The sequence below is a fragment of the Clostridium sp. DFI.1.208 genome (assembly GCF_024463855.1).
GTDB lineage: Bacteria > Bacillota_I > Bacilli_A > Erysipelotrichales > Erysipelotrichaceae > Clostridium_AQ.
The window spans coordinates 23765-47493 of sequence record NZ_JANGCA010000038.1 but is presented as its reverse complement, the minus strand read 5'-3'; the positions used below and the strand labels follow the sequence as shown (position 1 = coordinate 47493).

The following is a 23729-nucleotide window of genomic DNA, read 5'->3' as shown; positions in this document are numbered from 1 at the left end:
ATGTGATTTACATATTTTACAACTGCACGTCTCTGCTGTCAATGGGCTTTGCTTTTCGACAGGCGGGAATGGAAAAATCTATGAAAATTTTTCATTTTTCACGAAACGAAAAAAACGGTAAAATATACATGAAATCGCTTGCAAAAATCATAAAATAAGATACAATATAACTATACTAGAAGTGATGAAAGAAAGGGGCGTGTGTTTTGTGACAGCAAACAGAATCATGAAAAAACCTGACACAGACAGAGCATTCCCTGACGTACCTGATGAAGATGTACGTAGTTTCTTCGCGGCCTTAGAATGGATGTAAAGTGCGATTGCTTTGCGTCCGTTTTTTTATTCAGATGATTCAGTATAAACTAAAGGAGGAATTAAAATGGATCAGAAATTCAACAAAGCATTCTGGGATGCATGTGCAAACGGTGATTTTGCAACGGTATGTGCGGAAATCAAGAAGGGTGCTGACATCAACTATCAGAACGGTGATGGAAGAACGGGTCTGATGCGTGCTGCCAAGCGTGATTACAAGGATATCGTACGAGTGCTGCTGGATAATGGTGCAGAGGTAAATCTGGAAGATAATAAAGGAAAGACTGCCATTATGGGGGCAGCGAAAAAAGGAAATAAAACCATCTGCAAGAAGCTGATTGAAGCCGGTGCGGATGTGAATAGGTCAGATGATCGCGGCAGAACAGCGCTGATGCGTGCAGCTTTTCTGGGACATGATCGCTGTGTTGAGGTGCTGCTGGATGCCGGTGCTGAAATCAATGCGCAGGATGAGGTTGGCAGAAGTGCGCTAATGGAGGCCTGTGTAGCATTTAAAAAGGATGTTATCCGTATGCTGATAGAACGCAATGCGGATGTGAATCTCTGTGATAACAATGGCTGTACGGCATTGATGCGTGCAGCGTATGGTGGATATGTGGGACTTGTGGAGGATTTGCTGGCAAACGGTGCAGATAAGGATCTGATCGACAAGGAAGGTCACAAAGCAATCCACTATGTGCGGGAAGACTGTCTGGCTCAGCTGAAGCCGATTCTGAAGTAGGAGGTAGCCTGTATGAGAGACTATCTGAGCCATGAGGTACGAAATGTTGTCGTACTGGGACACAGCGGTGTCGGTAAAACCGCAGTTATGGAAAGCATGCTGTATTTTACCAAAGCGAGTGATCGTTTTGGTGTTACCAGTGAGGGAAGCTCACTGATCGATTATGATCCGGAGGAAATACGACGCGGTATATCCGTGTATGCATCGCTGGTGCCGATCGAGTGGAAAGACTGCAAAATCAACTTTATCGATACACCGGGCTATGCGGATTTTATTCGCGGTGCGGAAGCGGGAATCGCGGTTGGAGACAGTGCCCTGATTGTTGTAGATGCTAAGGATGCTGTTCAGCCGGGGACAATCAAGGCATGGGAGGCAGCACAGAAGCGCGCCATTCCGACAATCTTTTTTGTGAATAAGCTGGATGAAGAAAATGCATCCTTTGATCAGGCATATTCTGTTCTGCGGGAAACCTTCGGTAAGAGCGTTATCCCGTTTGAAGTACCAATCATGGAAAATGGAAAGACCATCGGCTCCGTAAACATTCTGCGTGACAAGGCATGGTATTTTGAAGGACCGCTGGCGGATCCAAACAAGGCGCAGCCGGTTCCGGAGGATATGACGGATATCGTTGCCGAATATAAGAATCAGATTGCAGAGGCCATCGCCATGAGTGATGATGAGCTGATGGAAAAATATTTCAGCGGAGAAGAATTCAGTGAGGCAGAGCTGACAAGAGGCGTACGTCTGGGTGTACGGAATGGAGAAATTCGTCCGGTATACAGCGGAAGTGCTACGCACAGTGTCGGAACAGAGCGTTTGATGGATCTGATTGTGAAATACTTCCCGACATATGGAGAAGCAGGCAGTATCATGGTCAGTGATTCCGAAACCAAGGAACCGGTCATGCTGGAAACAAATGAGAAGGAAACGCTGTGTGCACAGGTTTTCAAGACGGTTGTCGATCCGTTTGTCGGACGTATCTCCTATATCAAGGTGTTGACCGGCGTCATGAGCAGTGATTCCGTTGTATATAATGCGACCAAGGATCAGGTGGAAAAAATTTCAACCATCTTTATCGTTAAGGGAAAACACCAGACGGCAGTTGGAAAGCTGTTCACCGGTGACATTGGTGCTGTTGTCAAGCTGCAGGCTACACAGACCAATGATACCCTGTGTGAAAAGGGGAAGCATTATCTGGTAGATCCTATCCAATTCTCAGAGCCGATGCTCGGTATGGCTGTCTTCCCGAATTCCAAAAATGACGAGGATAAGATGAGTAGTGCCCTTGCACGAATGGTTGAAGAGGATCCTACGCTGCGTTTGGAAAACAACAAGGAAACCAAGCAGACGATTCTATATGGAATCGGTGATCAGCATATTGATGTTGTATTGAATAAGCTGAAGAACAAGTATAAAGTAGAGGTACGTCTGGAGACACCGAAGGTACCATATCACGAGACGATTCGGAAAACGGCGGTAGGTGAAGGTAGACATAAAAAACAGTCCGGTGGTCATGGACAGTTCGGTCATGTATTCGTGGAGTTTGCACCGAATCCGGATGAAGAAGAAATGGTATTTGAGGAAAAGGTGTTCGGAGGCGCAGTGCCGCGTCAGTATTTCCCGGCAGTGGAAACAGGACTTCGTGAATGTATGCAGCATGGTTTATTGGCAGGCTACAAGGTAGTCAATATCAAGGCAACCCTGCTGGATGGAAAATATCATGATGTCGATTCCAGTGAGATGGCATTTAAGCTGGCTGCCCGTCTTTCCTACAAGGCAGGTATTCCGGAAGCGAAGCCGATTCTGCTGGAACCGATCGTAAATGTTACCGTTAAGGTGCCGGATGAATTCACCGGAACGATTATCGGGGATTTCAATAAGCGCCGTGGAGCAATCATGGGCATGGATATGGTTGACGGCTATCAGGAAATCACAGCACAGGTACCGCTGGCTGAGGTTCAGAAATATCCAATCGAGCTTCGTGCAATGACACAGGGACGTGGAGTATATACACAGAGCTTTGATCGTTATGAGCCGGTACCATCCAATATTGCGGACGGCATCATTGCCCAGCATAAAAAGGAAGCGGAAGAATAAACAGAGACGGGGATCTGCATGGCAGATTCCCGTGTTCTTTATGAAAGAAGGTAAAGCATAAATGAAGACAATGATAAGAAATGCCCGGGTGCTTGTGCATGCACAGCGGTGTGTGAAGGAGGAAGCCGTTCTGATCGAAGATGGCACGATTTTGGATATCGCTTCGGAATGTGAGCTTCCGCATGCCGAGCAGGTTATCGATGCAGAGGGATTGTATCTGGCACCGGGGCTGCTGGATACACATACGCATGGAATCGGCGGCTTCGATTTTAATACGTGTCCTGCACAGGCAATGGAGGAAATCATCGCTTTGGAGCATGCGGAGGGAGTTACCGGATTTCTGGCCAGTCTGGTTGTGGAGAATCATGCAACAACGATGGAACGGCTGCGGCTGCTGGATCCATTGGTAAAGGATTCCTTTCTCGGTATTCATCTGGAGGGGCCGTATCTGAATCCGAAACAGAAGGCTGTTATGAAGGAAGAATTCCTGCGATTGCCGGATTGTGAAGAATTCCGACAGTTTCTGAGTGCCTCTGGACATATTTCCTCAATGACAATCGCACCGGAGCTGCCTGATGCGCAAAGAATGATCAAGGAGGGGACAAGGCAGGGCATTGTCATGAATATCGGGCACAGTATGGCGAATGCACAGCAGGTGAAACAGGCCCAAAGTAATGGTGCTAAGGGCATTACGCATCTGTATAATGCGATGAGTCAGCATGAGCACCGTAATCCTGGTGTGGTGACAGGTGCATTGCTTTCCAATTTGATGTGCGAGCTGATTGTGGATGGGTTTCATGTACATCCGGATGTCGTAGAGGCAACCTATCATGCGCTTGGGGATGATCGTATCATACTCATCAGTGATGCCAATCCATATAAGGCGGTAGCGGATGGAGAATATCCGTTTAGCGGCAAGAACATTGTCATTCAGGATGGAAAAGCTACGGTAAAAGAAACCGGTCGAATTGCTGGAAGCACGCTGGCAATGAATACTGCCCTGCGCAATATTTGCAGATATACCGGTTGCAGTGTGGAAAGTGCGGTGCGTATGGCGGCATACAATCCTGCAAAGCTGTATGGCTGGAAAAAAGGATCCATCGAGCCTGGCTATGATGCGGATTTGATATTGCTGGATGATGCATTTCAAATACACAGGGTCTGGCAAAGGACATATTTTATGTAGAAAAAAGCAGGAGAATTTATTTCTTCATCAGCAAAACAGCTTATTTGAGCATATATGCAGACTGCACACTTTCTTAGGATAATGCGTTTTTTATGAATGGTGGCTGCAGGTATACGTCTATTTCCAATAAGTGACACATGAGTATCTTCTATGATAACTGAACAAAAACGCTGATACCGGACTTTAACAGGGGAGGTATCAGCGTTTCTGTATGTGAATATCGCAGCTTGTATACATGTATTGAAGCATAAGGCTTCCAATGTACGTTCTTTTATACGAAGAAACGATGCAAAACAGCTATAAGGTGCGTAAATTTTGAATGATTTTCTCATCAATCAAGTGGTTGTCATGCTGCATTGCGAGTATGATACTGCCTGCATCGGGAGAAAGGATGGGCGCAGTCAGTGTTAATGACGGTTCTATGGACAAATATTCCTTTAACGGCTCCAGAATATAGCTTCCGCTTTTGAAGACACCGCCGCTATAGGAAACAGGGATGCTTTTGGAAGTGAAGGGCAGCTGTCGGTAAATTGCCAGATAAATATCAGCAAGCTCTCTTGCGGCTTCCTGAAAAATTTTCATTGCGACAGGATCATTTTGCTTTGCAAGTGTATACACCGTCTGTGACATCGCGGCAACTCTGGTTCTGTCAAAGTTCCAATTCACAACACAAGTAGTAAGGATATCACTGTCCTCTTGTAGATGATATTGCGTTTTCACAGCTTCATATAATGCAGTTTTTGGTTCTCTGCCATCGCTTTGTTTAGTGAAATGCTGAATCAGCCGACAGGCAATCCAGTAGGCACTGCCTTCATCACCGCCGAAGATATGGTGCCATCCTGCGCTTCTGCACAGCTGCCCCTGTTCATTTTTTCCAAGTCCTATGGAACCGGTACCTGCGATTACATTGATTCCTGCAGCTCCAGCCAGGGATCCTGCCAGCGCGTTTTCCATATCGTTGCCTAGCATATGCGGTATTTGTGGATAAGCTTTTTTGACAGCCTTTTCAATGGCGGGGCTGTCCTTTTCTATATCCCGATATCCTGCACAGGCGATAAACGCAGCGGCGATTTGTTCCACCTTAATCGTACTGCTGCTCAGGCAGTCACACAGGCCGTCCTGCATAACTTTGGTGACACCATCCAATCCACATTGCAGATAATGACAGGTGGGCTGTATGCTTTGCGCCTGTACTCTGCCAAATGCATCACAGATGATGAATTTTGTCTTGGTTCCTCCCCCGTCTATTCCCAGATAATAGTTCATTCTTTCATATCCTTTCGTGCTGTAGAGTTTCGTTCGATGAATTTTGTTGGTAACAGGATATTGAGTATCGTCTCATCATGCTCGTGAATCAGCTGATACAGCCGCTGAACCGAACGTTTTCCGATTTCGTGTGTTGGTACATCCACTGTGGATAACGGTGGAATCATATGTGCAGTGGTGGAAAGATTGTTGAAACCGATGATGGAAATATCTCTTGGACAGCGAATATCCATTTCATACAGCTTTCCAAGGATGACGGATGCGAGTGTATCGCTTCCCGCAAAAATAGCGTCTGGGCGATTCACCTGCAGCATCAGCTGTTCGGTTTCCTGCACACATTTTTCAATATCCCAATCGCAATCAATTACGATTGAGGGATCATAGGGAATTCCTGCTTTACGCAGAGATTCACGATATGCGATCATCCGCTTGCTATCTAAAAAGCTGGTATTTGGCGCTCCGCCACCGATATAGGCAATTCTGCGACATCCGCAGGCTAGAAAATGATCCATCACCTGGAAGGTTGCCTCAATATGATCAAATCCGACGTTGTTATAGTCGCAGCAATATGGATCGATTCCTACGATGTAAGGAATGGATGTTGTTAAAGCTGCGAAGGTATCCTTTGGCAAATCCTCCATTAAAAGCAGTCCATCCAGATTCTGTCTGCACATTTCCGATAAAATAGCGGGATCTTTTAATTCATTGTAATTTTTTATGGAAGAAATTGCCATCCCATATTTCGTGCTTTCCTCCTCCGCGGATGCTAAAATAGAATTGAAAAAGGGATCACCGTATTTCTCTGAAGTAACTGCCATGATACAGCCGATATTGTATTTACTGGTCTTGGCTTTGCTTTTGAAGGTGTAGTTCAGTTCACGGACAGCATCTTCAATTTTTTTTCGTGTAGCCTCTGTCGCTTTGAAGGATTCATCGTTGGATAGGATACGGGATGCAGTGGCAAGGGATACACCAGCCAACTTAGCGACATCGCGAAGTGTTGACATATAACCATCTCCTCTCTGTTTACTAAACATTATAGAACAAATTTAGAAAAAAAGCAAACAATTTAGTAAAAATATAACCTGTAAGCCTTTACAAATAGAAAATGTTGCGGTATACTGGGGTTGTGATCAACTAAACAATAAACAAATGTTTAGTAAACAAAGAAAGGAAACTGATTATGAAAAGGAAATTTGCATTTATTGGAGCCGGTTCTCTTGACTTTACCAGAGGACTGGTAAGGGATATCCTGACATTTGATGCTTTCAGAGACTGTGAAATCATGCTGATGGATATCAACGAAACACGTCTGAAATATGCCAAGGATGGTGTTATGCGCATTGTGGAGGCAGGAAGGTATCCTGCAGTCGTTCATGCGACAACTGATCGCAAAGAGGCTTTAAAGGATGCTGACGGTGTATTAATTACTATTTTGCAGGGAGGTGTTGAAGTCTGGCGGCATGATATCGAAATTCCAAAGAAATATGGAGTCGATATCTGTGTTGGAGATACACGCGGGCCATCTGGCATCTTTCGGTTTTTGCGTACGGCACCGGTTCTGCTGGATATCATTCATGATGTGGAGGTGCTTTGTCCGAATGCCATTGTATTGAATTATACAAACCCTATGGCAATGCTGGTCAGCTATCTGCAAACGCAGACAGATGTTAATGTCACTGGCTTGTGCCACAGTGTACAGGGAACAGCAGAAATGCTGGCAAACTGGATTGGAGCCGATCCAAAGGAGATTTCCTATACCTGTGCCGGTATCAATCATCAGGCCTTCTATCTAAATTACGAATGGAAGGGGAAAGATGCCTATCCGCTGATTCAGAATGCTATTCAGCGAGAAGAGGTTGCCAATGAGGAAATGGTTCGAATCGAAATGTACCGGCATCTGGGGTATTTTCCAACCGAATCCAGTGGGCACAATTCCGAATATAATCCTTGGTTCCGCAAACGCAAGGATCTGATTGAAACCTACTGTATGCATGGAACCGGATGGAATCCGGGAGCATATGCCTATATTTTGGATGAATATCTGGAACGTGAGGATACCTGGGAACAGGAGTACCGTGATTGGGTGAATCAAGGAGACATTGATTTGAAACGGGGAGAGGAATATGCATCCAATATCTTCAATGCCATCTTCGGAGATCATACACCGTATTTCTTCAACGGCAATTTGCGAAACAAAGGCTATATTCGAAACGTTATGGAAAATGCCTGTGTGGAGGTTCCGGTTGTTGCGACCAGCAAGGGGATTCATTCCATTCAGCAGATTACGCTGCCGGATCATCTGGCTCTGATGGTGGATCATTCTGCTCGCATCGAGGAGCTTGCTGTACAAGGAGCGCTAAACGGCGATCCACAGCTGATCTTTGAGGCGATACTCTTTGATCCATTGACGGCAAGTGTACTGAGTATGCAGGAAATTCACGATATGGTACAGGAAATGCTGCATAAAAACAAAGACTATCTGACGTATTTCAAAACACTGGATTTAAAGGATTAAGACGGGAGTAAATCAAAACATTAAAGCAAAGCGAGGAGAAAATCGATGAAAAAATTAGTTTGCTGTGGATTATCAGCGCTGTTAAGTGCAACGATGTTCGGCTGTAGTTCATCTTCCGGGGGATCTGATGGGGATAAGGTGGAATTGACCTTCTGGGGACACCAGAATGAACCATGGGCAGCTTCTTATCAGGAAATTGCCAGAGAATTTGAGGAAAAGAATCCGGATATTCATATCAATTTCGAATTCTTCCCATATGACCAATTTGAATCCAAGGTCCAAACATCCTTGATTTCCAAGGAAGGCGGAGCGGATATCTACGAGCTATGGGGCGGCTGGGGTCTGGATTTCGCCAGTACCGGAGCGCTTGCTGAGATACCGGAAAATCTGTCAAAGACCATTCATGACGATGTGTACCCATCTACGATTGGCGCTTTGGAATATGAAGGCAAGCTGTATGGTCTGCCAATGGAATTCAATATTGAAAATGGTGCTATGCTTGTCAATAAGAAGCTGATGAGTGAAAATAATTTAAAGACTCCTACCACCTGGAAGGAATTAAGAGAAACAGCGAAAAAAGCTACGAAAAAGGATGGGGACACCATTACAATCAAGGGCTTTGATTTTGTGAATTGGGATTCTGTTCCATATATGTTCCTGTCCATGATTCTGTCCACCGGAGGCACCTATCAAAACGAGGACGGTAGTTTCAATTTGCAGACACCACAGGCAAAGGCAGCACTGCAGGAGTTGTATGATATGGTGAAGGTCGATGGTGTAACAACGATGGAAGGTCTTGATGGCGGCGGTGATATGGAAGGATATCAGCAGCTGTATGCAGGAAATGTTGTTATGGTTCCGCGCGGTCCGTGGACAATTGCGGAGGGCATCACCTCCTTCGGCCTGGAATATGGAAAAGATTTTGATTATGTATCTATGCCATGGTTTGGTGATAAGCCGGCATTTGCCGCAGAAACTGGATGGTCTATGGCGGTTAATGGAAACAGCAAGCAACAGGAAGCAGCATTCAAATTTCTTGAATATTTCTTCCAGGATGATGTGCTGATGAAACATAATATCGCATGCTCTCAAATTCCTCCGAAAAAATCTGTCGCATCCAATCCGGAATTTATCAAACAGATGCCGTATGCCGAACCACTTGTAAAAATTCTTGACAAGTCGCAATTCATTGGTCATTTCAATACAGATCAGTTTAAGGAAAAGGTGAATGCAACCTTCCAAAAGCTGGTACGCGGTGATATTAAAAATGTTGATCAGGCACTAATTACTATGGAGAAGGAATTAAACGGTATTATAAAAAAATAATGCCAGTATAGGGAAGAGGACATCGCTCTTCCCTAATCTAAAAGAAGGTGAACCCATTGAAAAACAAAAAATTCGTTCTCATCGTCCTGATTCCAATCTTTCTCCATCTTATGATTTTTATGATTGGTCCCATTATCGGAGGTCTTGCGATATCATTCTTTGATTATAATCCTTTACGATCCAATAACCATTTCGTAGGTTTAGATAACTTTGTCCGTCTTGTACAGGATCCAGTATTCTGGAAAGCAACGAAAAACACATTGTTCTTCGTTGTGATTACCGTTGCACTGAATATCGTGATATCCTTGGGGATCGCACAGCTGATCAGTATGTTTAAATCTAACAAGACCCGAAGTCTCTTCCGTATGATTTTCTTCCTGCCATGTGTTGCCCCCCTGGTCGCCTCCAGTGTAGTTTGGGCAAAGAGTATTTTACCTACCACAAACGGACTGGCCAATATGGCATTGCGTACCCTTGGTTTAGCAGAGGTGAATTGGCTTGGAAACCCTGATGTGCTTATGTGGTCCATCATTGTATTCTCTATATGGGCAGATATCGGCTACAACATCATCCTCTTTACGGCAGGTATCGATGGAATTCCCGGTGAATTCTATGAAGCAGCCGATTTGGATGGTGCCAGCGGCTGGCAGAAATTCCGTCATATCACATTGCCGCTGCTGAAACGAACCTTTACATTTGTGACCATCATGACACTGATTTCTCACTTTCAGGCATTTGCGCAGTTTGCTGTCATGGCAGTACGTAACGGCCCGCAGAATTCAGGACTGGTTTTGACCAGCTATATTTATAAGACAGCCTTTGAAACTAAGGACATGGGATATGCTTCGGCAATTTCTCTGGCGTTGTTCATGATTATTATGGTTGTTTCCCTCATCCAGCAGCGTGCTAATAAGGTAGAATGGGAGTATTGATATGAAAAAACATAAAATGACGAAACAAAAGGCTGTCCGCTATGGTATCTTTATCGGCCTTGCAATCCTTGCAATTTTCTTCATCATGCCGTATTTCTGGATGCTGTCCAATTCTTTCAAAAGCACACAGGAGATTCTGGTTAATCCAAGACATCTTCTGCCGCTGGAGCCAACACTCAGCGGATATGAAAAGGTATTGACACAATCCCCGTTCTTCACCTGGTTTAAAAACAGTGCATTTATTACGGTGACAAATACCGTCATTATTCTGTTCACCAGCGCCCTGGTAGGCTATGTGTTCTCAAAATTTCAATTCAAACGCAAAAAGCTATTGTTTGCCATCCTGCTTGCCAGTATGATGGTTCCCGCACAGACAACTATGATTCCTTCATTCCTTTTGATCAATTCACTTGGATTGTATAACAGTGCAGGCGCTTTGATTCTACCCTCCTTCGTAAACGCCTTCGGTATATATCTATGCAAGCAGTTTTGTGATGAGATTCCAAGAGAGCTTATCGAAAGTGCTAAGCTGGACGGGGCAGGAGACTTCACGATTTTCTGGAAAATCATTATTCCTCAGATACGACCAGCACTTGGTGCATTGGCTATCTTCACCTTCCTGAATTACTGGAATGATTATCTGAATCCACTGATTATGCTGAATGAGGTTAAGAAAATGACGTTACCATTGGCTTTGTCCTTCTTCGCATCGCAGCATATGGCTGACCTTTCCGCAACAATGGCTGCTTCTGCATTGATTATGGTGCCGGTTACCGTCGTTTTCATGATTTTCCAGAAGCATTTCATCAAGGGTATCGCGATGACAGGTATGAAATAAAGGAGAGCAGATATGGCAAATTTAAGGTTAGAGAATATAAATAAGATATATGATAATAAGGTACAGGCTGTTTTTGATTTCAATCTGGAAATCAAGGATAAGGAATTCATTGTTTTTGTAGGTCCGTCTGGCTGCGGCAAATCCACGACGCTTCGCATGATTGCCGGTCTCGAGGAAATATCCAGCGGCAGTCTGTTTATTGATGATGTACTGGAAAATGATGTGCCAAGTAAGGATCGTGATATCGCCATGGTATTTCAATCCTATGCGTTATATCCGCACATGAGTGTCTATGATAATATGGCATTCGGTATGAAAATCAAAAAGGTGCCAAAGGATGAAATAGATAAGCGTATTCACGAAGCAGCGCGAATTTTGGAAATCGAACCATATCTGAAACGCAAGCCAAAAGCACTATCCGGCGGACAGCGGCAAAGGGTTGCTCTGGGGAGGGCAATTGTCCGCAATGCCAAGGTGTTTTTAATGGATGAGCCGTTATCTAATCTGGATGCCAAGCTGCGCGTGCAGATGCGTTCTGAAATCATAAAGCTGCATGAACGCATCGGAGCGACGACAATTTATGTTACTCATGATCAGACAGAAGCTATGACGATGGCGAGCCGCATTGTTGTTATGAAGGATGGATATATCCAGCAAATCGGAGCACCGAAGGAAATTTACGAGCATCCGGCTAATATGTTTGTGGCAGGCTTTTTAGGAAGTCCAGCTATGAATTTCATCGAGGGAACGTATAAGGAAGGTATGTTCTGCTTTGATGCACATTCAATTGAAGTAAATGATCTTGCGAAGGAGAGCCTGAAGACCTATGAGAATAAAAGAATTATCATGGGAATCCGTCCGGAAAACATCTACATGGAGGAAATCGTAGCACAGACCTATCCAAAATCTGTCATAGACTATCAGTTGGATGTAAAGGAACTGCTGGGAAATGAATATATACTGCATGGGACGATTGGTAATACGTCGATGGTTGCCAAAGTAAATGCGCGTATGGAGCTGCAGCCGCATCAGATGCTGAAACTGACAATAGATGCGAACCGTATGAATTTCTTTGATCCGGAAACAGAAGAGGCAATTCATTCATGAACGATCTCTATTTATCACAGTTTGACCCGTATGCAGAATGTATAACACCACAGCATCCGATATGCAAACCGAAATTTCCGGTATTCGATATGCATACACATATGGGCAATCTGGTTCCTGGCCCCGGTTATGCGGCACTGTATAATACTGCGGATTATGTCGAAGCTTTGCAGGATGCTGGCGTTGCACATATCGTGAATCTTGATGGTGTCTGGGGAAATGAGCTTGATGCCATGATTCGTAAGACAGAGGGATTTGAGAATTATATAACTACATTTGTATGGATCGATGTATCCAGAATTGATGATCCGGATTTCAAGCAATGGGTGCGTAATCATTTGATGGAAGCTTATCGGAAGGGAGCACGCGGTATCAAGATGTGGAAGGTCATTTCGCTGGAATACAGGGATACGTACGGCAAGTATATTCGAACAGATGATCCGCGTCTGGATGTTGTGTATCAAACAGCAGCGGAACTGCACATGCCAATTTTAATTCATATTGCGGACCCAGTAGCGTTTTTTAAGCCTGCTGATCGTCATAATGAACGCTTTGAGGAATTGAACTGTCATCCTGACTGGCAGTTTGGCAAATCGGGGCAGTTGTGCTTTGAAGAACTTATGGATATGCAGGATCGTATGGTGGAGAACCACCCGCAAACAACCTTTATAATTGCACATTTCGGCAGCTATGCGGAAAATCTGAAGCATGTTGCATTGCGTCTGGACCGATACGATAATATGTATGTGGATATGGCGGCGCGTGTAGCAGAGCTGGGGAGAGTGCCCTATTCCAGTAAAACATTCTTTGAAAAGTATTCAGAACGTATTGTATTCGGAACGGATTGCTGTCCGCTGGATCTGGGACAGCATTCCATTTATTACCGGTTTCTGGAAACTATGGATGAATATTTTCCATATCAGCCAAATGGCGAGCTTCCAGGACAGGGGAGATGGCGAATCTATGGAATCGGTCTATCGGATGAAATTTTGCGAAAAGTCTATTATCAGAATGCATGTCGTATTATGAATATGGATGAACAGCAGTTTTTGCTACAGAATAAATAAGCCTTGAAAAGCAATGGTTTTCATGCAACTGTTGCTTTTTTTGTACAGGATTATTACTGTCAAGTAAAGCTTTATTAAAATAGAGATTGTCAAAGTAGCTTTTTATGTTGTTTTCTGGTGTACAGACAGAGGATTATCTCGTCTGCATCATATGAGCTTTGTAGAAAATCATATGTGCGTCATATAAATATCCTTTAAAAAGAATGGTTGCAAAGTGACATTTTAAGCGCTATACTATAGTTGTATTCAAACGTATAACATAATAGATAGCGGACAGCAGGTTGAAAAACCTGCTTTTTTAGACTATTTTCATTAAAAAAATACACTTTTTCCTTAATATTTATCTATTTTTCTTCCATTCATATATGTATACGTTTTGAGATGGGAGGGATAGAGTACACGATTTTCTAGTTTTTAAATGTTTGGAAGATGGAAAAAGGAGGGTCTATATGAAAAGGTCTGTAAAGACAAAAGCTTTTGGAATTACAACATGTATAGCAATGATGATGAGTATTATCTCTTTGCCAACAGCACAGATTAACGCAGCAACGCCTAAGCCTACCAAAGAAACCTATGGTAATGTAGAATATGTTTTTGCAAATGGTGTTCCTATTACGATTACGGGAATAGATAATAACAAAAACATGATAACATGGGACGGCGGAGAAATGGAAATTTCGACAAAGGCAAATGTTTTTGGAGGGAGTCATAACTCTGCAGAAGTAATTCAAAATACATCTGTTACTATGGAGAGCGGTACTATTAATGCGTTAATAGGTGGAGGTCTTCATACATCTCATGTTGTGAATAGTAATGTTGTCATAAACGGTGGCAGTATACCAAGTCAAGTTGTTGGTGGAGGTGCATCATCTCTTGTAAAAGACGAGCATACATGGTATAGCGGTGATGCGAAAAATTCACCTTGTATCGTAGAGAATGCAAACGTGTTGATTAATGGTGGTTCAAATTACCTGTTAGTATTTGGCGGCGGAGAAGGAATAAGTAGAACAGATACTGCCACAACCACAATTACAGCAGGAGATTTCAGCAATGCCTATGTATCAGCAGGTGGTTCAAACGGATATACAGGAACTGCAACATTAAATATAAATGGTGGGACGGATTATAAAGTAATACAATCTGTGAATCGTGGCTCCATGAATTCAGCTGAATTAAATGTTACAGATGGAACTGTTCGAAATTTCTATTTAGGCGGTGAAACACCGGATAAGGGTGTAACAGGAACTATCGGAAGTGTAAAAGCTAATATCACAGGTGGAAAAATAACCAATCTTGAAAAAGGTAAATCCGGCAGTATTGAATTCACTAAGAATTCAAGCGCTATCTCTTTAACATATCATCGTTCATTGATTGGAAACGCAGCAAGTATAGTTGAAAAATTTGGAACAAGTGCAACAGATACATTTGATGACAGTATTAAAGGAATTACGTTAAATAAAACTGAGCTAACAGTTAAATTAGGCGATATAAAAGTCATTAAGACAGATGTAGCTCATGGTGCAGATACATCATCCGAGCAAATGAAGATTGCATGGACTTCTAGTGATGAAAAGGTTGCAACTGTTGACTATCAGGGAGCAGTTACCGCATTAGCACCTGGAAAAACAACGATAACTGCAAGTATTGCAGGATACTCAGCTACATGTGTAATTACAGTTGAAAAACCAAAGGTTGAGGATGTAACTGTGCCGACGATTGATCCTGAAACTCCGGTTAAGGAAGTTACGGCGGGAGCTGATAAAACAACTGCTGCTACCGTTAAAGAAGAAGCTAATACAATTATCTCTGATATTATGTCAAACAAGACAACCACAAAAATATCAGAGGATACCGCAAAGAAAGTAAAAGAAGCTATTGCGGCAAATGAGGAAATCAACGTTGAAATTACAGCGAAAACACTGGAAAATGAGGAAGTAAAAGCAGAAGACCAAAAGAAAATAGAAGCGATTTTGGATAAAGATGCAACTGTTACCCAATATCTGGATCTTAGCGTTATGCTAAAAGCAGGAAGTAATGAATTAGGAACAATAAATGAATTTTCAAAAGCTATAACATTTACAATTGCAGTTCCTGAGAATTTGAAGGCTGAGGGTAGAGAATTCTATGTTGTACGTCTTCATGATGGAAAAGCTGAAAAATTAGGTACGATCGAAAATGCAGATGGAACATTATCTTTCTCAACAGATCGTTTATCAACATATGCACTTGTATATCAAGAGAAAAACGAAGATAAAGGTACTACTCCTGATCCAAAACCAGAAAATCCAGATCAAACACCTACACCATCAGAAAAAACAGAATTTACTGTTGTTTTTGTAGATAATAGCGGGGTGGTACTTAAAACTGAAAAGGTTGAAGCAAACAAAGCAGCAACAGCTCCAGAAGCACCGGCAGTTGAAGGATATCGTTTTGTGAAATGGGATACGGATTTTACAAAGGTTACTAAGGATTTGCTGGTAAAACCAGTCTATGAAAAAGTAACAGCTGCAGAAAAACCGGTAACCCCTGAGAAACCATCCAGTGATAAAAAATCACCGAATACCGGAGATTCAACAAATGCAGGTTTATTTACAGCATTTGCATTGCTTGGACTTGTTTCTATGGGAATTGTTGCAATTCAGCGTAAAAAAAAGCAACTGACAAAATAGCGTCTAGTTATAAATAAAAACCGGGACATTTGCCGGTTTTTATTTTGTCTCGTTCTGTTCCTTTAGATATGTGTCAACCTCATCAGACGTTAAATGTCTGATTTCAGCATTTGAATAGCGTTTAAATCTTTTCCTTTGATATATAGGCTTCTTACTGAGGCATACCTTATGTTTGTTTGTATATATTGCTGCTGCAGACGGACTATTGAAAATCTTATAAGAAATTCTTCCCTTCTTATCTTTTATTTCATAAATGCCGCAGTTTGTTTCTGCCGCAACATCTGCACTGCGCAGATACAGCTTGGCGATTTCCACTGTTTTGAAAGGGAAATTCCATCTTTGCAGACCGCTTTTCTCCGTCTTATTTATGCAGATGCATCTGCCACAGGTTCCACATATGTATTGCAGATGATTTTCCAGACAATCTCTGGTATTCAATATAGGTGTTGAGCGGTTATTGATGCCGTAGCATTCTTCACATTCCTTCATGACAGTTCTCCTTTTCAAATCACAAAGCTGATTGCCGTTATTGATTCCAGTAAGGCATTCCGCTGCTGTATATGACAAGTATACACTATGACACGCTGTCAGAGTCAAGGATCGTAATCACATATATAATTAGATATAGAAAAGATAGTGATAGCAATTCCTAGGGAGACAGGGAATGCCCAACAGAATAGAATGTTTAATCCATATGAAAAACTTTATTAAACAGAAAAAGGGGTTATTATCGCACTATAAAATGTTTCCTTTGCACATTTGCATTATGCAACAGCATTCGTATCTGTTTCATAAACAAGTAAAAGCCCTACTTAGGTACATTCGCTGCAATCATTTCCAATATTATTATAAATTTGGGGAACCAGGCAGATGAAAAACTGTTTTATAAGTGTAAGCTTATAGAACAGTTTCTCTACGTATTTATGTATTCTTATTGGCTAATCATAACCTGATTCTTTAGCTCCTGCAATGTATTACATGCCAGTATCAAGTTGGATACATTCTCTATCTGTTCATCGTTCAAAGAAAATAGCCAGACTGAGCAATCCTCATGGTATTTACTATTCAGCAACTGGAGCAGCAGTGATATCTTTCCTTCTATTCTACCTTTGTGTATACCGATTTTCTCTCCTTCAATTTTACCTTCTTTCATCCCCTCTTCAAAGCTGTCTTCCAAGCCATAGCGGTAACGTGCCTCTCCCATCTGAATGGCCATTGCGGTTGACCACAGCTCATCATCCTTCTGCATTTCCTCGTACTTATCCATGAATACCTTCACCAGCCTTTCCTTTGACTTCAGTATATCATTTTTTTCATTATCTTCAAACAGGTATACCAATTGTTCAAAGTCATGCAGCCTCTGCATTTCCTTCTCCTTTACGATGTCATTGATTGCCGGCATATGAATATAGGTACGAAGGATGAGCGGATAGTAGCTTTCATTCTCTCCCTGCTCATTGCGCATTTGATATTGATTGATCAGATTTCTGTTGGTCCATGCTTACTCATCAATGAAAATAATCTGATATTGATATTTATCAAAATTCTAAACTAAAAGACAAATGAGCATGCAAACCATTATACAATCTTCTATAGGATCTTTCCGTATAAATTATCAGAATGTTGTAGGAGACGGCTTTTTTATCCCGTAAATAACTGCAATCAAAAGATTTTAAAGTATTTTCATGCAGAATCATGTTGCTATTTTTACCGCCGTTATTATACGCTGTGGCGTTCGCACATGGTTTAACTGTGTGAATGGTATATTTCATAAGCTCTTTCCCATAAAATCTTTTTAGTAGGAACCGCTTTATGATACAATAATGGCAGAGGTGAGCAAACATGAAGGAAATAAAAATTACAGATATCAAGGGCTTTCAGGTTGGTCAGGCAGACGATCAGGAGGCGGGAACTGGCTGTACCGTTATCCTATGCCAAGAGGGAGCTGTTGCGGGCGTTGATGTAAGAGGCGGCGGGCCGGCTACCAGGGAAACCGATCTGTTGCATCCTATCAACATGGTACAGAAGATTCATGCCGTAATGCTGAGTGGAGGCAGTGCCTACGGTCTTGATGCTGCCAGCGGTGCCATGCAGTATCTGGAAGAACACGATGCAGGCTTTGACATGCAGGTAGCCAAGGTTCCTATAGTCTGCGGTGCGAGCTTGTTTGATTTATCAGTTGGTGATGCACATGTCCGGCCAGATAAGGAAATGGGCTATGCAGCATGTGTGGATGCAGAAAATGATACAGTTTTAGAAGGAAATCACGGAGCTGGGACAGGAGCCAGCGTTGGAAAGCTGCTGGGCTTTGAGCATGCTATGAAAAGCGGTATCGGTACCTGCGGTGTACAGGTTGGCGATCTGCAGGTAGCTGCCATTGTAGCTGTGAATGCCTGTGGGAATGTTGTGGATTATGAAACAAATGAGCTGCTGGCAGGTGTTTATGATTCCCATAGTAAATCTATTTTGAAGGCACAGGATGTTTTGTTTCAGCAAATGGACGCTATGCGAAAACTGCCGGAAGGGAATACGACAATCGGCTGTATTGTGACCAATGCAAAGCTGGACAAGGCACAATGCACCAAGATTGCAGGAATTGCACATAACGGCTATGCCAGAGCGATTCATCCCGTTCATACGATGAGTGATGGAGATTCTATATTCGTACTAAGCAGCGGCGAGGTTGAGGTTATGCCTGATGCTGTAGGCATGCTTGCAACGGAAATGATGGCACAGGCGATCAAACGTGCAGTTTTACATGCGAAAGCAGCTTATGGTCTTCCAGCTCATTGCGATATCGTATGCAAATAACCTTTTATCACTGGGGCTGTCAGTGTCCTATCATTGCGGAAATGCTGGAGCTGTTTCAATGCTCTGCCATGGATGATGTGACCTGCATTGATATAACGGGACAGGAAAAGCTGGCATATGAAAAACAGCTGTATTATCCTTTTTTAACAATATTCAATCAACAGCTGTATTGGTATGGACCTGTTACCGCTGCGGTACTAAAGGGAATACGAAACGGAACCATCACAAGAGAGGAGCCGTTTATAATCGAACAGTCACATGAGGAAAAAAGAGGGAGTCTGCTTCCACTTACCAGCGATATTCTGCCATTGACCAGTCAGGGGTGTACAATGTGTGCAGACTGCGGTCAGATAAAGCGAAAATCAGATTTTCTAGCTTCCTGCGGACTTACCACATTTGGCCTTGTCCATCAGCTGCAGGGGCATATCGTAGGCGGCGCTGAATGGATGCCATCCAATCAGGTTCCTTATCCGATTCCTAAGGATGCACATACCGCTTTTCTTACCTGTGTATATCATTCCAGTGAGGAGGCAGATTATAAAGCCTGGCCTCTGCAGTGTCTGGAGAAAGAGCTGTGTAAAGCCTATCGAAGAATACTTGTAATCTGTGATGAGAAAAGCACGTTTCCCAATGGGCCGAAAAACTGGTTTGAAAAGCATGGATATCGTGATCTTGGCCTGATACAGGTATTGGATGGCTATGCAAGGCTGCACTTACTGGAAAAGAGATTAAGTGAATAAAATAAATGAAGAAGACAGCATCTGGCATATGTACGGATATTGTCTTTTTTGCTTTTTAGCAGCTGAATGTCACATATGTAAACTTTGATAGAAACCGCTTGTCAATCAAATGGATTGAACGTATCCTGTAGATATCCTTAACATACATAGTATCGTATACATTTAAAATTATAGGCTGAAAAGGAACCGGCTTTTACAGCAGACTGAGTTTCTTCTGTCCTTATGCTCCTCCTTAAATTCTATGATATCTCAGGAAGATGAAGAGCCTTCAAAGCTTTATGCAAGTAACAAATTCCTGTAAAGCTTTCTATACCTACAGGGCTTTGGCGGTGTACATCCGTATAGAATTGCCACTGTCCTCTTTGATCATGGATACATATTCCCATCCGCAGGCCTCATAAAATACGGTGTGGTCAGTGATGAGATAAAGCTGCGAAAGCCCTTCCCTGCCTGCCTCCCTGCGAATGTAATCCAGCAGCATCCTTGCATATCCATTCCCCCGCCACGCTTTCTCAACATACAGGGCGCATACATTCGGCGTCAAATCTTTACGCTCATGAAAATCATTGGCGATCAAACCTGCACCGGCGATGATGGTTCCTGATGCATCCAGGATCACATACCATTGCGGAAGGAAGGCAGTACCTGTCCTACACGCCTGCATACTTTCCACATAAGCCTGACAGGGAATCTGCCATTTGCTGTGAAACCACTGGGCTGCCACCTGCAGAAGCTGCGGCTGTTCACGCAGGGGGAGCACCGTAAAAGCTTTCCTTTCCATGATTTTGCCTCCTTTATATATCCCTATGATAGCACACGAAAAATGCAGAAGTCTATGTAATCGGTATCATGTGAAAAGTTACACAAAGTTATTGGCAGAGAATGGGAATTGTATTATAATAGATGCGTCATCCGTATATAGAAGATATTCTGGCAGGATCTGTCTGGACCTGTAAAGAATGGGACAATACGGTAGGACATCTTTCGATAAACATCGCATCCATAAGAGAGCGAGAGTAGGAGGACACATATGAAATCGAAAAAAACGCAGTACATGTCCATCATGGCCATGTTTTTGGCTATCCAGATCATACTGGTAGTCACTCCCCTAGGCTATCTGCCGATTGGGCCGATCAGTGCAACGACCATGCACATTCCTGTCATTATCGCCGGGATTGCACTCGGTAAAAAAGCAGGTGCACAGCTGGGCTTTGTATTCGGACTGACCAGTGTGCTGAATGCGACATTCCGACCGACACTGACCTCATTCTGCTTTTCCCCTTTCATAACGTTCGGAGGTATTCAGGGAAACTGGATGAGTCTGCTCATTGCCTTCATACCGAGAATTCTGCTGGGCTATCTGGCTGGGCTTATTTATGAAAAGCTTCGTAAGAAGGGGGTTAATGAAACCGTTGGAATCATTGCCGGAGCATTAACCGGAGCAATTACAAATACCGTCCTGGTGCTTGGCGGTATCTATCTGTTCTTTGGAAGCGCCTATGCGGATGCCATTCAGGTGGCGTATGAAGCATTGATTGCAGTTCTGCTTGGCGTTGTGGCAACCAATGGAATCGCTGAGGCGATTTTGGGAGCTGTTGCGACCCTGCTGGTATGCAAGGCGATAAAGCCGATAACAAGAAAATTCAGCTAAAGAAAGCTGCCCATATACATTTCAGAAGGATGGCGTACCCGATGGTAGGGATTTCCATCCTTTTTTTGCGGCTGCTTTTGGGAAGTATGCGAGAGCTGAAAGCTATCGTGAAAAATGCTGATGAAAGCTGGATTCAGGGAATATATATCATTATCATGCGGAGAAAGTGACTTTCTATTGTAAAACTTAATTATGAACTGTATACTTAAATCAAAAGATGTCAAAAATTGTAAATATTATCGGGGGAACTTGGAATCAGGCCTAGCTATTCGCTCAGCGCACACTGTGTTTGCGAATCATAGGCATAGAGGCATACCGCTATTGATTGGAATACAGCTGCATCCGTTCACTATCTCCATGGCACAGGTATATGCAGTACAACCGCTGCAGCTTGCATACCTGCTGTACACAGTCCCCAAGAAATGGAGGAGCAATGCATGAAAAGACTATTATCAAATATAAGAATATGGATCATACCGCTGCTTTTATGCATAGCTCTGCTTGTGACCGGAGTGATGTCTGTTCAGTCAAACAGCAGTCTGGAAGGCAATGCGCGTGTAATCAACTACACGGGAATTGTCCGCGGTGCCACGCAGCGACTGATCAAAAAGGAATTGAACCACACGCCGGATGATGCTCTGATTCAGCGTCTGGATGATATTCTGGATGGCTTGTGCAACAGCAGTGAGGAATACGACCTTGTACGGATCGATGATGAACACTATCATACCCTGCTTTTAAGGATGGAGCAGGACTGGAAGCAAATCAAGCAGGAGATATACCGCTATCGCAAGGGAGAGGTCAGCGGAACACGTTTATTTTCGCTGAGTGAGGAATACTTTGCGCTTGCCGATGAATGTGTGCTGGCTGCCGAGGTGTATACTGAGGATACAGTTCAGGAATCCAGAAATATTTTGATTTATACCAACATCATATTTATCGTGCTTGCGGGAATCTGTACTGTATTTGCCTTTTATCAGGAAAGAAGACGGAAACTGCTGCAGCTTGCGGAAGATAAAAACAGGCAGGAAAGCGAAAAGCTCGCCAGGCGTTTTCAGGAGCTGCTGGTACCAATCAATGAAATGTCGGAGCTGATGTACATATCCGATGTCAATACATACGATTTGCTATTTATCAATGAGGCCGGTAAGGAGATTTTTCATATCGATCAGCAGCAGCATTTGAAATGCTATAAAACATTACAGGGCTTCGATCAGCCCTGCGCCTTTTGTCCGAATCATATTCTAAAAGACGATGAGACATATACCTGGGAATATACAAATCCTTTAACAAAGCGGCATTATCTGTTGAAGGATCGCTTGCTTGAATGGGAGGGGCACCCGGCCCGTATGGAAATCGCTTTTGATATCACAGATTCCGTCAATGAGAAGCTGGCATTGAAAAACCGTCTGGAAAGGGATCAGGTGCTTGTTTCCTGTATCCGTGAGCTGTACCGCAATCCGGATTTGTCACAGGCAACGAATCACGTGCTGGAACAGCTGGGGAGATTGTTTCATGCGGAGCGTGCGTATGTTTTCTTATTGCATGACGACAGTATATCCAATACGGCAGAATGGTGTGATGAGGGAGTTCATCCGCAGATTCAGCAGCTTCAAAATCTGAATCAGGAGGATTTCCGTATATGGCTTACACAGTTTGAGCATCAGAGGAATGTTGTTATTCATGATGTGGAAGCATTACAGGCAGATATGAAGAAGGAATATGAGTTTTTGAAGCTTCAGGCAATCAACAGACTGATTATGGTGCCGCTGGAATTTGATAACCGGCTAGCAGGTCTGATTGGTCTGGATAATATGGATGCACAGCGGATTGAAAATGCCGTGACCTTTATGGAAACACTGCGATACTATGTCATGCTGGCGATGCGCCGGGATGAGGATGAAAAAGCGCTGTATCGGTTAAGCTATCTGGATGAGCTGACATCCTTTTACAATCGAAACCGCTATATGCAGGATTTAGCGAATTTCAATGCCTGTCAGGACGCAGTGGGTGTTGTTTATCTGGATTTGAATGGATTGAAGGAAACAAATGATCACCTCGGACATGATGCAGGGGATGAGCTACTGAAGGCGTGCGCTAACGTGATCAGGACTGGCTTTCAGCAAGGGGATTTCTATCGAATCGGCGGTGATGAATTTGTGATTATCTGTTGCGGTGTAGAAGAAGCTGCCTTTTTGGAGCAGCTGGAGCGATTGCGTGACAGCTTTGCGAAAAGCAGCTGCAGTGCTGCCATCGGATACCGGTGGGTGAAGGACTGTGCAGATATTCATGCAGTCATTCGCAAAGCCGATGAGAATATGTATGAGGATAAGAAACGGTTTTATGAGAATAAAAAGGGAAGCGGTGCCTATCGGTATCATGACTGAGGGGATTGCCTTCCGCTTGAAACCGCTGCAGCAGATGATTTCATGTTTAGAAAGAAAGTCCTGGGATCGGACTTTTTTTAGTA

Annotated in this window: 19 protein-coding genes; 14 read left to right on the top strand and 5 right to left on the bottom strand. The window is 43.3% G+C overall.

Translation table 11 applies throughout. The annotated features are described in order from the left end of the window. The first annotated feature begins 379 nt into the window (after window positions 1-379). The 3 genes from NE665_RS17095 to nagA all read left to right on the top strand — a co-directional run bounded on the left by NE665_RS17095 (window position 380) and on the right by nagA (window position 4334). On the top strand, window positions 380-1051 hold the full coding sequence (locus NE665_RS17095) for an ankyrin repeat domain-containing protein (RefSeq protein WP_117442969.1): 672 nt from the start codon (window positions 380-382) through the stop codon (window positions 1049-1051). A gap of 12 nt (window positions 1052-1063) precedes the next feature. Beyond that, complete coding sequence (gene fusA, locus NE665_RS17090) at window positions 1064-3148, top strand: elongation factor G (RefSeq protein WP_117442970.1); 2085 nt, start codon at window positions 1064-1066, stop codon at window positions 3146-3148. Between the two features lie 61 nt (window positions 3149-3209). Next, window positions 3210-4334 (top strand): N-acetylglucosamine-6-phosphate deacetylase, encoded by a 1125-nt coding sequence (gene nagA / locus NE665_RS17085; protein WP_117442971.1) that lies wholly within the window; start codon window positions 3210-3212, stop codon window positions 4332-4334. Window positions 4335-4631: 297 nt separating this feature from the next. Here nagA and NE665_RS17080 read toward each other — a convergent pair whose 3' ends face one another. Continuing rightward, complete coding sequence (locus tag NE665_RS17080) at window positions 4632-5600, bottom strand: BadF/BadG/BcrA/BcrD ATPase family protein (protein ID WP_117442972.1); 969 nt, start codon at window positions 5598-5600, stop codon at window positions 4632-4634. Next, window positions 5597-6607, bottom strand: a complete 1011-nt coding sequence (locus NE665_RS17075; RefSeq protein WP_117442973.1) for a LacI family DNA-binding transcriptional regulator — start codon at window positions 6605-6607, stop codon at window positions 5597-5599. Before NE665_RS17075 ends, NE665_RS17080 begins: the two co-directional genes overlap by 4 nt. A gap of 176 nt (window positions 6608-6783) precedes the next feature. On the opposite strand from NE665_RS17075, the gene melA reads away from it, so the two are divergent. The 7 genes from melA to NE665_RS17040 all read left to right on the top strand — a co-directional run bounded on the left by melA (window position 6784) and on the right by NE665_RS17040 (window position 16057). Further along, the gene (gene melA, locus NE665_RS17070) at window positions 6784-8118 is read left to right on the top strand and encodes an alpha-galactosidase (RefSeq protein ID WP_117442974.1); all 1335 of its coding nucleotides are present in this window, start codon (window positions 6784-6786) and stop codon (window positions 8116-8118) included. A 45-nt stretch (window positions 8119-8163) separates the two neighbouring features. Next, window positions 8164-9444 (top strand): ABC transporter substrate-binding protein, encoded by a 1281-nt coding sequence (locus NE665_RS17065; protein ID WP_117442975.1) that lies wholly within the window; start codon window positions 8164-8166, stop codon window positions 9442-9444. A gap of 56 nt (window positions 9445-9500) precedes the next feature. Next, window positions 9501-10376 carry a sugar ABC transporter permease gene (locus tag NE665_RS17060; protein ID WP_117442976.1) on the top strand — a complete coding sequence of 292 codons (876 nt, stop codon included), beginning with the start codon at window positions 9501-9503 and terminating at the stop codon, window positions 10374-10376. 1 nt (window position 10377) lies between these two features. After that, a complete protein-coding gene (locus tag NE665_RS17055) occupies window positions 10378-11214 on the top strand; it encodes a carbohydrate ABC transporter permease (protein WP_117442977.1) in 837 nt (278 codons plus the stop codon). A 12-nt stretch (window positions 11215-11226) separates the two neighbouring features. Next, window positions 11227-12321, top strand: coding sequence for a sn-glycerol-3-phosphate ABC transporter ATP-binding protein UgpC (gene ugpC, locus NE665_RS17050; RefSeq protein WP_117442978.1), 1095 nt, complete (start codon window positions 11227-11229; stop codon window positions 12319-12321). Continuing rightward, window positions 12318-13388 (top strand): amidohydrolase family protein, encoded by a 1071-nt coding sequence (locus tag NE665_RS17045; protein ID WP_117442979.1) that lies wholly within the window; start codon window positions 12318-12320, stop codon window positions 13386-13388. Before ugpC ends, NE665_RS17045 begins: the two co-directional genes overlap by 4 nt. A 449-nt stretch (window positions 13389-13837) precedes the next feature. Then, entirely contained in the window at window positions 13838-16057 is a 2220-nt protein-coding gene (locus NE665_RS17040; RefSeq protein WP_233104736.1) for an Ig-like domain-containing protein, read from the top strand. A gap of 39 nt (window positions 16058-16096) precedes the next feature. On the opposite strand, the gene NE665_RS17035 is transcribed toward NE665_RS17040, so the two are convergent. Together NE665_RS17035 and NE665_RS17030 are read right to left on the bottom strand one after the other, a co-directional pair. Beyond that, window positions 16097-16546 carry a hypothetical protein gene (locus NE665_RS17035; RefSeq protein ID WP_117442981.1) on the bottom strand — a complete coding sequence of 150 codons (450 nt, stop codon included), beginning with the start codon at window positions 16544-16546 and terminating at the stop codon, window positions 16097-16099. 442 nt (window positions 16547-16988) lie between these two features. Further along, window positions 16989-17522: a hypothetical protein gene (locus NE665_RS17030; RefSeq protein ID WP_256302582.1), complete on the bottom strand. Its 534-nt coding sequence runs from the start codon at window positions 17520-17522 to the stop codon at window positions 16989-16991. Between the two features lie 377 nt (window positions 17523-17899). On the opposite strand from NE665_RS17030, the gene NE665_RS17025 reads away from it, so the two are divergent. Together NE665_RS17025 and NE665_RS17020 are read left to right on the top strand one after the other, a co-directional pair. Next, entirely contained in the window at window positions 17900-18868 is a 969-nt protein-coding gene (locus tag NE665_RS17025; protein ID WP_117442983.1) for a P1 family peptidase, read from the top strand. Then, window positions 18859-19608 carry a hypothetical protein gene (locus NE665_RS17020; protein ID WP_117442984.1) on the top strand — a complete coding sequence of 250 codons (750 nt, stop codon included), beginning with the start codon at window positions 18859-18861 and terminating at the stop codon, window positions 19606-19608. Before NE665_RS17025 ends, NE665_RS17020 begins: the two co-directional genes overlap by 10 nt. A 313-nt stretch (window positions 19609-19921) precedes the next feature. On the opposite strand, the gene NE665_RS17015 is transcribed toward NE665_RS17020, so the two are convergent. Next, a complete protein-coding gene (locus NE665_RS17015) occupies window positions 19922-20389 on the bottom strand; it encodes a GNAT family N-acetyltransferase (RefSeq protein WP_117442985.1) in 468 nt (155 codons plus the stop codon). 249 nt (window positions 20390-20638) lie between these two features. Here NE665_RS17015 and NE665_RS17010 point away from each other — a divergent pair, with 249 nt between their 5' ends. After that, entirely contained in the window at window positions 20639-21259 is a 621-nt protein-coding gene (locus tag NE665_RS17010; RefSeq protein WP_117442986.1) for an ECF transporter S component, read from the top strand. 437 nt (window positions 21260-21696) lie between these two features. After that, a complete protein-coding gene (locus NE665_RS17005; protein WP_117442987.1) occupies window positions 21697-23646 on the top strand; it encodes a sensor domain-containing diguanylate cyclase in 1950 nt (649 codons plus the stop codon). Window positions 23647-23729 lie beyond the last annotated feature (83 nt).